The sequence below is a fragment of the Streptomyces clavifer genome (assembly GCF_036345975.1).
GTDB classification, from domain to species: domain Bacteria; phylum Actinomycetota; class Actinomycetes; order Streptomycetales; family Streptomycetaceae; genus Streptomyces; species Streptomyces clavifer.
In genome coordinates this window covers 4,993,650-5,006,857 of the sequence record NZ_CP107793.1, presented here as the reverse complement: position 1 = coordinate 5,006,857, position 13,208 = coordinate 4,993,650, and the positions used below count along the sequence as shown (strand labels likewise).

13 protein-coding genes are annotated in these 13,208 nt (G+C 68.9%); 7 read left to right on the top strand and 6 right to left on the bottom strand.

The window, feature by feature from the left end; genetic code table 11:
* Positions 1-24 precede the first annotated feature (24 nt).
* The 3 genes from OG927_RS22060 (at position 25) to OG927_RS22050 (ending at position 1,907) form a co-directional block, all read left to right on the top strand.
* Positions 25-285, top strand: a complete 261-nt coding sequence (locus tag OG927_RS22060; protein ID WP_056794129.1) for a UBP-type zinc finger domain-containing protein — start codon at positions 25-27, stop codon at positions 283-285.
* Positions 286-516: 231 nt separating this feature from the next.
* Positions 517-930, top strand: coding sequence for an ATP-binding protein (locus OG927_RS22055; RefSeq protein ID WP_003966375.1), 414 nt, complete (start codon positions 517-519; stop codon positions 928-930).
* Between the two features lie 23 nt (positions 931-953).
* A complete protein-coding gene (locus OG927_RS22050) occupies positions 954-1,907 on the top strand; it encodes an RNA polymerase sigma factor SigF (protein ID WP_124281216.1) in 954 nt (317 codons plus the stop codon).
* Positions 1,908-1,956: 49 nt separating this feature from the next.
* On the opposite strand, the gene OG927_RS22045 is transcribed toward OG927_RS22050, so the two are convergent.
* On the bottom strand, positions 1,957-2,406 hold the full coding sequence (locus OG927_RS22045; protein ID WP_199862794.1) for a hypothetical protein: 450 nt from the start codon (positions 2,404-2,406) through the stop codon (positions 1,957-1,959).
* Positions 2,407-2,554: 148 nt separating this feature from the next.
* Here OG927_RS22045 and OG927_RS22040 point away from each other — a divergent pair, with 148 nt between their 5' ends.
* On the top strand, positions 2,555-3,523 hold the full coding sequence (locus OG927_RS22040; RefSeq protein WP_056794121.1) for a diacylglycerol/lipid kinase family protein: 969 nt from the start codon (positions 2,555-2,557) through the stop codon (positions 3,521-3,523).
* A 320-nt stretch (positions 3,524-3,843) separates the two neighbouring features.
* Positions 3,844-4,101: a WhiB family transcriptional regulator gene (locus OG927_RS22035; RefSeq protein WP_003953983.1), complete on the top strand. Its 258-nt coding sequence runs from the start codon at positions 3,844-3,846 to the stop codon at positions 4,099-4,101.
* A 207-nt stretch (positions 4,102-4,308) separates the two neighbouring features.
* Here the strand turns inward: OG927_RS22035 and OG927_RS22030 are convergent, their stop codons facing one another.
* Positions 4,309-5,775 carry a sensor histidine kinase gene (locus OG927_RS22030; RefSeq protein WP_056794776.1) on the bottom strand — a complete coding sequence of 489 codons (1,467 nt, stop codon included), beginning with the start codon at positions 5,773-5,775 and terminating at the stop codon, positions 4,309-4,311.
* A 625-nt stretch (positions 5,776-6,400) separates the two neighbouring features.
* Between OG927_RS22030 and nagB the strand changes: the two genes are divergently transcribed.
* Entirely contained in the window at positions 6,401-7,186 is a 786-nt protein-coding gene (gene nagB, locus OG927_RS22025; RefSeq protein WP_124281217.1) for a glucosamine-6-phosphate deaminase, read from the top strand.
* Positions 7,187-7,315: 129 nt separating this feature from the next.
* Here nagB and OG927_RS22020 read toward each other — a convergent pair whose 3' ends face one another.
* From OG927_RS22020 to OG927_RS22005, 4 genes are all read right to left on the bottom strand, one after another.
* Positions 7,316-8,830 (bottom strand): glycoside hydrolase family 3 protein, encoded by a 1,515-nt coding sequence (locus tag OG927_RS22020; protein ID WP_330320670.1) that lies wholly within the window; start codon positions 8,828-8,830, stop codon positions 7,316-7,318.
* Between the two features lie 8 nt (positions 8,831-8,838).
* The gene (locus OG927_RS22015) at positions 8,839-9,711 is read right to left on the bottom strand and encodes a carbohydrate ABC transporter permease (protein WP_056794113.1); all 873 of its coding nucleotides are present in this window, start codon (positions 9,709-9,711) and stop codon (positions 8,839-8,841) included.
* Positions 9,708-10,724: a carbohydrate ABC transporter permease gene (locus tag OG927_RS22010; RefSeq protein ID WP_056794111.1), complete on the bottom strand. Its 1,017-nt coding sequence runs from the start codon at positions 10,722-10,724 to the stop codon at positions 9,708-9,710. Before OG927_RS22010 ends, OG927_RS22015 begins: the two co-directional genes overlap by 4 nt.
* A 125-nt stretch (positions 10,725-10,849) precedes the next feature.
* Positions 10,850-12,148, bottom strand: a complete 1,299-nt coding sequence (locus OG927_RS22005) for a sugar ABC transporter substrate-binding protein (protein ID WP_056794109.1) — start codon at positions 12,146-12,148, stop codon at positions 10,850-10,852.
* A 286-nt stretch (positions 12,149-12,434) separates the two neighbouring features.
* On the opposite strand from OG927_RS22005, the gene OG927_RS22000 reads away from it, so the two are divergent.
* Positions 12,435-13,205, top strand: coding sequence for a GntR family transcriptional regulator (locus OG927_RS22000; protein WP_056794107.1), 771 nt, complete (start codon positions 12,435-12,437; stop codon positions 13,203-13,205).
* Positions 13,206-13,208: the final 3 nt, after the last annotated feature.

Here is a 13,208-nt window from a genome sequence, read left to right as displayed (position 1 = left end):
CACATCCGACGTAACGTGGCCATCATGAGTGAGTGCCTGCATCTTCTCGAACTGCCGCGCCCCGAGCCCGGCCCGCTCAGCGAGACCTGCGTGGAATGCCTGGCGGCGGGCAGCCATCCCGTGCAACTGCGGCTCTGCCTGGTCTGCGGACACGTCGGCTGCTGCGATTCTTCGCCGCTGAAACACGCCACGGCACACTTCGAGGACACGGGTCATCCGGTCATGCGCAGTTTCGATTGCGACGAGAGCTGGCGCTGGTGCTTCGCGGACGGTTCGATCGTCTGACGTCTGGGTACGTCAAACCGGCGCCGGTTCTTCGCAATTGACCGCCGCAGACCACTAGCCACTGTGCGTGCTCATGGGCCTACCATGAGTGACGGTCGGGGATGGGGTCTCGGCGACACGGCATCATGGGGCGCGATAGCGTCGCCGAACCACAGAACCGACGACGGACCGCATGGCTCCGGGCACTCGTCCCGGAGCCTCGAACGAGTTTGTGCCACCTTGGAGGTGAGGGTGTCCCAGATCGCAGGCGAGCCCGGTAATCAGGACTTCGTAGAGGTCCGACTGCCCGCTGCGGGTGCCTACCTGTCGGTGCTGCGTACGGCCACGGCCGGCCTCGCAGCGCGTTTGGACTTCACTCTCGACGAGATCGAGGATCTTCGCATCGCGGTCGACGAGGCCTGCGCGATCCTGCTTCAGCAGGCCGTGCCGGGCTCCGTCCTCAGCTGCGTCTTCCGTCTCGTCGACGATTCCCTCGAGGTGACCGTGTCGGCGCCCACGACGGACGGCCGCGCTCCCGAGCGCGACACCTTCGCCTGGACGGTGCTCTCCGCACTGGCCGGGAAGGTCGACTCCACGGTCGCCGACGACCGTACGGTCAGCATCAGCCTCTACAAACAGCGCGGCGCGGGACCCGGTCCGGCGTGAGCGACGGGAACGGGGACGGTCCTGTGCGGGACGAAACGATCCGGTCCGGGGCGGTGCGCCCACCAGCGGTCCCGGAGCAGCAGGCCCGGCCGCATCCGGTGGACGGCGCGGACGGTACGGGCAGTGCGGACGGTACGGACGGGACGCAAGGTCGTACGGTCGCGGTGGAGCAGCCGCAGGCAGAGCGGGCGGGCCAGATGAGCGAGCACAGGCACCACGATCCACATGACCGCAGCGGGGCGCGGGCGCTCTTCATCGAGCTCCGGGAGCTCCCCGACGGGTCCACGGAGAAGGCGGAGCTGCGCAACCGGCTGGTCCGCATGCACCTGCCGCTGGTGGAGCACCTGGCCCGCAGATTCCGCAACCGCGGCGAGCCGCTGGACGACCTCACCCAGGTGGCCACCATCGGGCTGATCAAGTCGGTGGACCGGTTCGACCCCGACCGCGGTGTCGAGTTCTCGACGTACGCCACCCCCACGGTCGTCGGTGAGATCAAGCGCCACTTCCGCGACAAGGGCTGGGCGGTGCGGGTACCGCGCAGGCTTCAGGAGCTGCGGCTGTCACTGACCACGGCGACCGCGGAGCTCTCTCAGCAGCACGGCCGTTCGCCGACGGTGCACGAGCTGGCGGAGCGCCTGGGCATCTCCGAGGAAGAGGTCCTGGAGGGGCTGGAATCGGCCAATGCCTACAGCACGCTCTCCCTGGACGTGCCGGACACGGACGACGAGTCGCCGGCCGTCGCGGACACGCTGGGATCCGAGGACGAGGCGCTGGAAGGGGTCGAGTACCGGGAGTCGCTCAAGCCGCTGCTGGAGGACCTCCCGCCGCGCGAGAAGCGGATCCTGCTGCTGCGCTTCTTCGGCAACATGACCCAGTCGCAGATCGCGCAGGAGGTCGGCATCTCCCAGATGCACGTCTCCCGCCTCCTGGCCCGCACGCTCGCGCAGCTGCGCGAGCGGCTGCTCGTCGAGGAGTAGACGGCCCGGGAAGCCTCCGGGGCGCACGCGGAGCCCCGGGCCGCGGCGGTCAGGCCCCGGGGGTCGTCCGCGGCCCCCGGATGCCCAGCGCCTGCGTGGTCGCGGGGCTCAGCAGCAGCACCAGGGCCGTCACGGCGACCACGGCGAGAGCGATCCCCACGGGGATCAGCGCGCCCTGCGCCCGCAGCAGGGTCCAGGCCACCGGCAGCGCCATGATCTGTGTGATCAGGGCCGGGCCGCGACTCCAGCTGCGACGCAGCAGCAGCCCCCGGGCGGCGAACAGCGGAATCAGGCCGAGCACCAGCAGGGTGAGACCGCCCATCTCCGCCTGCTGGGGGCTGTCGGGGCTGCCGAGCAGCCCCATGACCAGCATGTAGATCCCGCCGATGACGAGCGCCGCGCCCTCGAGGGCGTTGAGCGCGGCCACGAGGGCGATCCGGCCCGGCTTCTCCGGACCGGCCGAGGGCGACGAAGACGGCGTGTTCTGCTGAGTACTCACGCCCTTCAGACTGGCATCCCGGCCCGCCCGACGCGAAGCCGGGGCCGACGCCGCCACCCCCTGGGGCGCCGATCACTCTCCGTCACTGTCGGGGCACCGGTGGATCACGGCGTCGGAGCGGTACCGCACGGTAGGTACCCTGGCGGACATGCGCGCACTTCTCGTGGTCAACCCAGCTGCCACCACTACCAGTGCGCGGACCCGTGACGTGCTGATCCACGCCCTGGCGAGCGAGATGAAGCTCGAGGCCGTGACCACGGAGTACCGCGGGCACGCCCGGGACCTGGGACGACGGGCTGCGGACTCCGACGACATCGACCTGGTCGTCGCCCTCGGCGGCGACGGCACGGTCAACGAGGTGGTCAACGGCCTGCTGCACCGCGGGCCCGACATAGACAGCCTGCCGAGCCTCGCCGTGGTTCCCGGCGGCTCCACCAACGTGTTCGCACGCGCCCTGGGCATCCCCAACGACGCCGTGGAAGCGACCGGCGCCATCCTGGACGCCCTCGCCGACCGCAGCGAGCGCACTGTGGGCCTGGGCCTCGCGGCCGGCACCCCGGGCACGGCGGACGAGGCCGTCCCCGAACGCTGGTTCACCTTCTGCGCCGGACTCGGATTCGACGCCGGCGTCCTCGGCCGGGTCGAACAGAAGCGCGAGCGCGGCAAGCGCTCGACCCACCCGCTGTACGTGCGCCAGGTGCTGCGACAGTTCCTGGAGGAGCCGCACCGGCGCAACGGCCTGATCACCCTGGACGTGCCGGGGCAGGACCCGGTCACGGACCTCGCGCTGTCCATCGTCTGCAACACCGCACCCTGGACCTACCTGGGGAATCGCCCGATGTACGCCGCTCCCAGGGCGTCCTTCGACACCGGCCTGGACATCCTCGGACTGAAGCGCCTCACCACCCCCGCGGTGGCCCGGTACGCCACCCAGCTGCTCACTTCGAGCCCCCGGAAGGGCCCGCACGGCAAGCACGCCGTCTCCCTCCACGACCTCAGCGACTTCACCTTGCATTCAAAGGCGCCACTGCCCTTTCAGATGGACGGCGACCACCTGGGACTGCGTACGAGCGTGACGTTCACAGGCGTACGCCGTGCACTGCGTGTGATTGTGTGAGTGGAAGGGCCCAAAGTCCTTTGACTCGAACGTTTGGGCTGGCCCGCACCCCTTAGAAGTACGGCTGTGACCTAGTCGACACCGAGGAATCAAAAAAAACTTTCCAGAAGGGGTTGTATCCGCCGCCGAGGTTTGCGAATCTCTACATGGCGATCGGGACAGCCCGCAACACCGGCATCCACTGAGAGCCAGAACCCCTCCTCACCACAACAGGACCACAACCAGTTCATCTGGGCGTCGGACCTTCGTCTGCGGGGGGATTCGTGAAAGCGTTCACATTCACAAGCATCAGCATGTAATACCAAGGAGAGGTAGCAGCCATGGACTGGCGTCACAACGCCGTTTGTCGTGAGGAAGACCCGGAGCTGTTCTTCCCCATCGGCAACACCGGTCCTGCGCTGCTGCAGATCGAGGAAGCCAAGGCCGTCTGCCGTCGCTGCCCCGTCATGGAGCAGTGCCTGCAGTGGGCGCTCGAGTCCGGCCAGGACTCCGGCGTCTGGGGTGGCCTCAGCGAGGACGAGCGCCGCGCAATGAAGCGCCGCGCCGCTCGCAACCGGGCGCGTAACGCCAGCGCCTGACCGACGCCCCCCGCATGACGAGCCTCAGCCAGGCGGCGCGTACAGAGCGTACGCACAGCCCCGCCTTCGAGTCGCAGCGCGCAGTACCCCCGAAGCGCATAGCAACGTGAGCACAGCACAGTGGGCCCGGACCGTCACCACGGTCCGGGCCCACTGTGCTGTGCGCTGAGGCCACTTGATGCCGCGAGGTGCCGGCATGCGGATCGGCTACTTGTCGTTCCGGACCGGGATGTCGAGCACGACCTGCGTGCCGCGCTCGGGTGCCGGGACCATGCCGAAGGTGCCGCCCAGCTCGCCCTCCACCAGCGTCCGCACGATCTGCAGACCCAGATTGCCGGCCCGCTGCGGATCGAAGCCTTCGGGAAGGCCGCATCCGTCGTCCGCAACGGTGATGAGCAGTCGCCCCTCGGTCGGGGATCCGCCACGCACCGCGGACACTTCGACCGTGCCGCGCTCGGCCGGAGTGAACGCGTGCTCCAGCGCGTTCTGCAGCACCTCCGTGAGCACCATCGAGAGCGGAGTGGCCACTTCCGCGTCCAGGACCCCGAAGCGGCCCGTGCGGCGGCAGGTGACCTTGCCGGGGGAGATCTCGGAGACCATGGCGATGACCCGGTCGGCGATCTCGTCGAACTCCACCCGCTCGTCCAGATTCTGGGACAGCGTCTCATGCACGATCGCGATCGAACCGACGCGCCGCACCGCCTCGTTGAGCGCCTCGCGGCCCTGCTCCGAATCCATCCGCCGGGCCTGGAGCCGCAACAGGGCAGCCACCGTCTGGAGGTTGTTCTTCACCCGGTGGTGGATCTCCCGGATGGTGGCATCCTTCGTGATCAACTCCCGCTCACGGCGGCGCAGTTCCGTGACGTCACGGAGCAGGACCAGCGATCCGATGCGGACGCCCTTGGGCTTGAGCGGAATCGCCCGCAGCTGGATCACCCCGCCGGCGCCCTCGACCTCGAACTCCCGGGGCGCGTAGCCACTGGCCACCTTGACCAGGGCCTCGTCCACCGGCCCGCGCGAGGGTGCGAGCTCGGCGGTGGTCGCGCCGAGGTGGTGGCCGACCAGATCGGAGGCGAGGCCGAGGCGGTGGTAGGCGGAGAGGCCGTTGGGGCTGGCGTACTGGACGACGCCGTCGGCATCGAGCCTGATCAGCCCGTCGCCCACGCGCGGGGACGCGTCCATGTCGACCTGCTGCCCCGGGAACGGGAAGGACCCGGCGGCGATCATCTGGGCCAGGTCGGAGGCGGACTGGAGGTAGGTGAGCTCCAGCCGGGACGGCGTGCGCACGGTGAGGAGGTTGGTGTTGCGGGCGATGACACCGAGGATGCGCCCCTCCCTGCGTACGGGAATCGACTCGACCCGCACGGGGACCTCCTCCCGCCACTCCGGGTCCCCCTCGCGCACGATCCGGCCCTCGTCCAGGGCGGCGTCCAGCAGCGGACGCCGGCCGCGCGGTACGAGATGGCCGACCATGTCGTCCTGGTAGGAGGTGGGGCCGGTGTTGGGCCGCATCTGCGCCACGGACACATAGCGGGTCCCGTCGCGGGTGGGCACCCACAGGACGAGGTCGGCGAAGGACAGGTCGGAGAGCAGCTGCCACTCCGAGACCAGCAGATGGAGCCACTCGAGGTCGGTGTCACTCAGGGCTGTGTGCTGGCGGACAAGGTCGTTCATGGAGGGCACGTGTGCGAGCGTACCTGTGGATACCGTGAGGTTCCGAACCGATCGGCCCGCGCATGCGTGACACTGGGAGGAGCGACCCCGCGGCGACGCCGCGTGGTGCGTCGCACGCCGGATGCGGGCGACCGAGGATGGACACGGACTATTGGTCTAGTCCACAATGCATCCTGTACGAACATCACTCTGTACGAGCATCATGTACAAGACAGACCTCCGCTCTCCCCGCACAGGAGAGCGGACCGAGGCAACCGGCGCTCTCTGCCCTGACTGCGCCGGTGCCTCCAGTGGCCGGGGGCACCGCACACCGCCGGCCAGGTAGCTCCGGGCTGCGGTGCCGGACGGGCCGAGGGTCCCGTCCCGGCGCCGCGGCCCGCGGGTGTTTCCGGGGGCCGCTCCCGTCACCGCGGCGACCTTTCCCGCCGGCCGGACCCCGCCGGGGCAGCTCCCCCCGCCGCCCCGGCTCCGCCCGTTCGCGTCCGCCGGGCCGGGCGCCCGCCGACGGGGCGACAGGGGCCGCACACGCACGAACGGTTCACCCCCGCGACGCCCCGGTCTGCTAGATTGAATCCCATATTGGTCTATACCACATGACGCCACTCTCCAGATCGGCAGGCACAGCGTGGAAGTTGTCATCGTCCCGGACGCCACGGCAGGCGGCGAGCTCATCGCGGAGGCCATCGGCGCCCTGCTGAGCCGCAGGCCCGACGCCCTGCTCGGCGTTGCCACCGGCTCGACCCCGCTGCCCGTCTACCAGGCCCTGGCGGCGAAGGTCCGCTCCGGCGCCGTGGACGCGTCGCGTGCCCGCATCTGCCAGCTCGACGAGTACGTCGGACTGCCCGCCGGGCACCCCGAGTCCTACCGGTCGGTGGTCCTGCGCGAGGTCATCGACCCCCTCGGTCTCTCCGAGGCGTCCTTCATGGGCCCGGACGGCACCGCCGAGGACGTCCAGGCGGCCTGCGAGGCGTACGACAAGGCGCTCGCCGAGGCCGGCGGGGTGGACCTGCAGCTGCTCGGCATCGGGACCGACGGACACATCGGCTTCAACGAGCCGTGCTCCTCGCTCGCCTCCCGTACCCGGATCAAGACGCTGACCGAGCAGACCCGGGTCGACAACGCCCGCTTCTTCGACGACGACATCGAACAGGTGCCGCGCCACGTCATCACCCAGGGGATCGGGACGATCCTGGAATCCCGCCACCCGATCCTGCTGGCCACGGGCGAGGGCAAGGCCGACGCCGTGGCCCAGACCGTCGAGGGCCCGATCGCCTCGATCGTGCCGGCGTCCGCACTGCAGCTGCACCCGCACGCCACGGTGGTGGTCGACGAGGCCGCCGCGTCGAAGCTGAAGCTCGCGGACTACTTCCGCGCCACCTATGCTGCGAAGCCGCGGTGGCAGGGCCTGTAGGACTTCCGCGACACGAAGGCCGGGCATCCCCCCGCGGGGTGCCCGGCCTTCGTGTCGCCGGCCTCGAGCCGGTCGTGTGAAGGGGAGGTGTGGCCGGGGCGGACGCCCCGGCCACACCTCCCCGCACACTCACGCGTCACGCGCTCCCATGATCGCCTCCGCCGCCGCGACCCCGCACACACGCGCCGCACCGTGTGTGGCGATGTGCGGCGCTCCCCGGGGCGGCGCCTCGGAGAGCCCCATCTCGACCACGATCGTGTCGGGGCGTGCCGCCACCAGCGCGTCCAGGGCCGCGCTCATCCACGCGTGCCGGTGCTCGTCACGGACGACCGCGACGATGCGCCGCTCCCCCGCCGCCCTCAGTACCTCGGCCGCGGGGTCCCCGCTCCCGTTGCCGTAGGTGTCCGTCCCGGTGCCGGGCAGCACCCGGGAAAGCTCGGCCGCGACGCCCCAGGGGGTCTCGTCGCCGACGGCGATGTTCGCCACCGGGGTGAAGGCGGCGACGTACGCGGGCTCGCCCAGCGGCGCGGCGTGGCCCGTGACGGTCACGGCGCGGCGGGCCGCCACGAGCCCGATGCCGGGCGCGGTCCCCTCCTGCGTGTCCGCGCCCGGCGCCGGAGCCGCCCCCCTGGCCCGCTGCGTCCAGGACGCGAGGGCCCGTACCCGTGCGGCCGCGTCGGCCAGCCGTTCCTCGGCCAGTTCACCGGTCCTGACCGCCTCCACGAGCGCGTCGCGCAGCCGCAGCACGGTGTCCTCGTCCGCCAGCCCGCCGCCGACGCAGATGGCGTCGGCACCCGCGGCGATGGCGAGGACCGATCCGCGCTCGATGCCGTACGTGCCGGCGATGGCGTCCATCTCCATGCCGTCGGTGACGATCAGCCCCTCGTAGCCCAGCTCCTGGCGCAGCAGACCGGTGAGGATCTGCGGGCTCAGCGTCGCGGGCCGCGCCGGGTCGAGCGCGGGAAGCAGGATATGTGCACTCATCACGCACTGGGAACCCGCGGCGATGGCCGCACGGAAGGGCACCAGCTCACGGGCGTGCAGGGTGTCCAGGTCCACATCGATGCGCGGCAGCGCGTGGTGCGAGTCGACCTCGGTGTCGCCGTGCCCGGGGAAGTGCTTGGTGCAGGCGGCGACGCCCGCGGACTGGAGGCCCTCGACGTAGGCCGCGGTGTGCCGGGCGACGAGCGCGGTGTCGGCACCGAAGGACCGTACGCCGATGACCGGATTGCCCGGGTTGGAGTTGACGTCCGCGGACGGCGCCCAGTTGAGGTTGACGCCGCACTCGGCCAGCCGGCGGCCGAGCTCCCGGGCGACCTCCCTGGTGAGGTCCACGTCGTCGACGGAGCCGAGGGCGAAGTTCCCGGGGAAGGAGGACCCGTGCCGGACCTCCAGCCGCGTGACGTCGCCGCCCTCCTCGTCGATCGCGACGAGCACGTCGTCCCGCACCGCCCGCAGCTGGGCGGTGAGCGCGGCCAGCTGGGCCGGCGATTCGATGTTGCGGCCGAACAGCCCGACGGAGGCCAGGCCCTCGCCGAGTCTGCGCAGCAGCCAGTCGGGGGCGGTCGTCCCGGTGAACCCGGGCTGGAGGACGGCGAGCGCGTCGCGCGTGACGGTGTCCGTGGTGGATACGAGGGTGGTCATGGCGCGGGTCATCCCTTCACTGCGCCGGAGGTAAGACCCGTGGCCATCTTCCCCTGGATGATCATGAAGAAGATGACGACAGGGATGGAGATGAGCGTGGAGGCGGCCATCAGGGCGCCGTAGTCCGTACCCCGCTCGGTGGTGAAGGTCATCAGCCAGACGTTGAGCGTGTACTTGGAGTTGTCGTTGATCAGGATGTACGCGAAGAGGTACTCGTTCCACGCGTTGACCAGGGCGAAGATGGAAGCGGCCGCGAGTCCCGGGGCGAGCAGCGGGAAGATGACCCGGCGGAACGCCCCCATGCGCGTGCAGCCGTCCACCATCGCGGACTCCTCGAGCTCCACCGGGATGTTGATCACGAACCCGCGGATCATGATGGTCGCGAAGGGCAGTGTGGACACCAGGTAGACGACGATGAGTCCCCAGTACTCGTCGATGCCGCCCAGGGCGTTGAGCTGGAGGTAGATGGGGATCAGCATCGCGGTCGGCGGCAGCATCTGGACCAGGATCATGATCATCATGAGTGCCTTGCGCCCGAAGAAGCGGAAGCGTCCGATGGCGAGCGCGGCGAGCGTCGCGATGATCATGCCGCCGACCACCGCGGTGACCGAGACGATGAGGCTCGACTGGATCGCCGTGGCGAAGTTGTCCTGCTTCACCGCACGCGCGAAGTTGTCGAAGGTGAGGGAGGACGGCCACAGGGTCTGGTCGTACGACCGGATCTCGTGGTTGGGGCGCAGTGAGCTGACGATCAGCCAGTAGACCGGGAAGGCCATGATCGCGGCTGTGACCAGCGCCAGGATGTTGTAGCCGAGGCGGTTCCTCTTGCGGTCGGGCCTCAGGACCTGGGCCGGCGCGTTCGTGGGCGTGGAGGCGCTCATTCGACCTCTCCCGTCTTGATCAGCTGGCGCAGGTAGTACACGGCGACACCGGAGAGCATCAGGACGGTGATCAGAGCGATCGCACTGCCCTGGCTGAAGGAAGTGGACTCGAAGGCCTTGGAGAAGGAGTAGAGGCCGAGGGTCTCGTAGTCGGGCTCGGGCTTGTTGCCGCGCAGCAGCCAGATCTGGCCGAAGACGTTGAAGTCCCAGATGACCGAGAGTGTGGCGACCATCGTGAAGACCGGCTTGATGACGGGCCAGGTCACGAAGCGGTAGACGCCGAAGGCGGAGGCACCGTCGAGGGACGCCGCCTCCTCCAGCTCCTTGGGGACCTGGGTGAGGGCGGCGTACATCGTGATCACGACGAACGGGATGGCCCCCCAGACGACCAGGAGCGTGATGATGCCGAAGCCCTGCCAGGGGTTGAGGAACCAGTTGTGGCCGAGCCACCTGTCCTCGTTGCCGGTGAGGTCGGCGAGCAGGGTGTTGATCAGACCGTAGTCGGAGTCGGAGAGCCATCGGAAGACCGACGCGGCGACCATGAGCGGCATGGACCAGGCGGCGATCAGCGCCACGGTGAGGACGAGCCGCACCCAGGTGGACAGCCTCAGCATCATGAGGGCGATCAGCAGGCCGATGCCCATGGTCAGCACGACGCAGACGGTCATGAAGACGACGGTCCGTCCGACGACCGACCAGAACTCCGGGTCGCCGAGGATGTTGGTGAACTGCTCGAAGCCGACCCAGGGGGTCTCGCCGTTGCCCCAGAGAGCCGCCCGCCCCAGGTCCTGGAAGGACATGATCACGGTCTTGATCAGCGGGTAGACGTAGACGGCGGCGATCGCCAGGATCGCCGGCAGGATCAGGAAGTAGGGGAGGAGCTCCCCCTTCTTCCGCCGCTTCTTCGGGCGTGGCCCGGCGGTTTCCTGCTTGGAGGGCGAGGTCCCGGTCTTCTCCGGGACACGCGGTACGGGGACCGGTGGACCGGCGGCCTGGGTGTCGGCAGCAGTCACGTGACTGACCTTCCATCGGGATTCCGGGGATCTGCACCCGGGAATCACGGCGTTCTCAACCTAAGAAAAGGGGGCGGGGGCCCGGATTTCGCCGGGCCCCCGCCTGGAGAGCCGAAGGCTCGGGACTACTTGTTGATGAGCTCGTTGATCTTCTCGTCGGCCGTCTTGGCGGCGTCGGCCACCGAGGTGCCCTTGAGGATCTCGAGGAGCATGTTCTCCAGGACCTCCTCCTTCTCGATGGAGGTCCAGCCCGGCGCGATCGGCGTGAACCAGGCGTCCGGCACCGCGTTGGCGACGGCGGCCGTCTCGGGCTTCGCCTTCAGCGGCTCGAGCTGCTTCTCGTTGTTCGGGAGGATGTTCTTGGAGGTGAGCACCTCCTGCGACTTCTCGCTGGTGAAGAGCGAGACCCACTCCTCGCCCAGGTCGGTAACCTTGGACTTCGCGGTCACCGCGAGGTCCGAGCCGCCGATGAAGGAGGGGAGGGCCTTGCCGTTCGGGCCGGGCATGCCGGCCGTGCCGATCTTGCCCTCGAGCTTCGGGTTGCCGTTGTTGGCACCGTCGACGACCGAGCCGGCCTCCCAGCCGTTGCCGTAGATCAGGGCCGCCTTCTCGTTGGCCATGACGTTGGCGTGGTCCTGCTCGTCCTTCGTCAGGTCGGCCTTGTTGTACTTCTTGACCAGGTTGACGAAGTGCTCGATGCCCTTCTGGGACTCGGCGGAGGAGAGGTTGCCCTTCCACTCCTTCGCGCCCTCGTCGTACTCGGCGATGGAGCCGCCGTAGCCCGCGACGTAGGACATGGCCGCGTACCAGTAACGGCCCGGCAGGTAGAGGGACGAGAAGCGCTTGTCCTTCTTGTTGTACTCGGCCGAGACCTTGTCGAGCGCCGTGAGCATCTCGGCCTCGGTCTCCGGAAGCGCGTCGCTGCCGGTGCCCTTCTTGAACATGTCCTTGTTGTAGAGGGCGACACGGGCGCCTGCGTAGTAAGGCACGCAGAACTGCTTGCCCTCGAACGTACAGGTGTCCTTGAGACCCTTGATCCAGGTGTCCGAGTTGTCGTACTTCGCGGGGTCGATCTCGGCGAGCGCGCCGTTGAGGATGTACTGCATCGTCTCGGTGTTGCCGAGCTCGACGACGTCCGGGAACTTGTCACCACCGAGCGCGGTGTCGAGCTTCTTGGCCTTGTCCGCCCACTGCTGGTACTGGACGTCGACCTTGACCTTCGGGTACTTCTTCTTGAACTGCGCGTTGACGTCCTTGACCAGCTCCGGCCAGGTGCTCTGCGCGTCGACCATGAGCCAGACCGTCAGGCTCTCGGTACGGTCCTTCGGGTCCTTCGAAGCGTTGTCACCACTGTCCCCACCACACGCCGCGATACCGGTCATCATCGCTGCGACGCCTACTGCCGCTATGAGCTTGCGCTTCATGCCACACCCTCCTCAGGGATACCAGCAACCCCCCGCCCACCGCGGAAATGTACGACCAGTACTGCCTGTGGGGCTGGGACCTGGTCTTTAATGGTTTAGACCAGTACCGGGAGCTTGGCCTAGACCTTTAGGGGTGTCAAGGGTGTATAAGAAGTGCACTCGCGTCCGTTATAGGACCGACATCTAAGGGAGGGCGACGACCCGTGACCGGACCGTGCCACCATGTGAGCCGCGACAGACGGAGGAGCCGGTGACGGCAGCAACGCAGCAGTCGGGAAGGCGGGCCATGGGTACCGACGGGGCCAGCAGTACGGGCGAGACGGGTGCGGGTGCGGGTGCGCGGACGGCGCGCGTCCCCAAGTACTACCGGCTCAAGCGCCACCTCCTGGACATGACCGACACCCTGCCGCCCGGCACCCCGGTGCCGCCCGAGCGGACCCTGGCAGCCGAGTTCGACACCTCGCGCACCACCGTGCGCCAGGCGCTCCAGGAACTGGTCGTGGAGGGCAGGCTGGAACGCATCCAGGGCAAGGGCACCTTCGTCGCCAAACCGAAGGTCTCCCAGGCGCTGCAGCTCACCTCCTACACCGAGGACATGCGCGCCCAGGGCCTGGAGCCGACATCTCAGCTGCTGGACATCGGTTACGTCACAGCGGACGACACGCTCGCCGGACTGCTGGACATCACGACGGGCGGGCGGGTGCTGCGGATCGAGCGGCTCCGGCTCGCCAGCGGTGAGCCCATGGCCATCGAGACCACCCACCTGTCGGCCAAGCGCTTTCCCGCACTGCGCCGCTCGCTGGTGAAGTACACCTCGCTCTACACCGCACTGGCCGAGGTGTACGACGTCCGCCTGGCGGAGGCCGAGGAGACCATCGAGACCTCACTCGCCACCCCGCGTGAGGCGGGACTGCTCGGTACGGACGTGGGCCTGCCGATGCTCATGCTGTCCAGGCACTCGATCGACGGACACGGCGAGCCGGTGGAGTGGGTGCGCTCGGTGTACCGGGGCGACCGGTACAAGTTCGTGGCCCGCCTGAAACGGCCGACCGACTGACCG

Bases quoted from the DNA above. Each gene is read 5' to 3' on its own strand.
- OG927_RS22060 (WP_056794129.1), top strand. From the start codon at position 25: ATGAGTGAGTGCCTGCATCTTCTCGAACTGCCGCGCCCCGAGCCCGGC.
- OG927_RS22040 (WP_056794121.1), top strand. From the start codon at position 2,555: ATGCGCGCACTTCTCGTGGTCAACCCAGCTGCCACCACTACCAGTGCG.
- OG927_RS22035 (WP_003953983.1), top strand. From the start codon at position 3,844: ATGGACTGGCGTCACAACGCCGTTTGTCGTGAGGAAGACCCGGAGCTG.
- OG927_RS22030 (WP_056794776.1), bottom strand. From the start codon at position 5,775: ATGAACGACCTTGTCCGCCAGCACACAGCCCTGAGTGACACCGACCTC.
- OG927_RS22020 (WP_330320670.1), bottom strand. From the start codon at position 8,830: ATGACCACCCTCGTATCCACCACGGACACCGTCACGCGCGACGCGCTC.
- OG927_RS22015 (WP_056794113.1), bottom strand. From the start codon at position 9,711: ATGAGCGCCTCCACGCCCACGAACGCGCCGGCCCAGGTCCTGAGGCCC.
- OG927_RS22005 (WP_056794109.1), bottom strand. From the start codon at position 12,148: ATGAAGCGCAAGCTCATAGCGGCAGTAGGCGTCGCAGCGATGATGACC.
- OG927_RS22000 (WP_056794107.1), top strand. From the start codon at position 12,435: ATGGGTACCGACGGGGCCAGCAGTACGGGCGAGACGGGTGCGGGTGCG.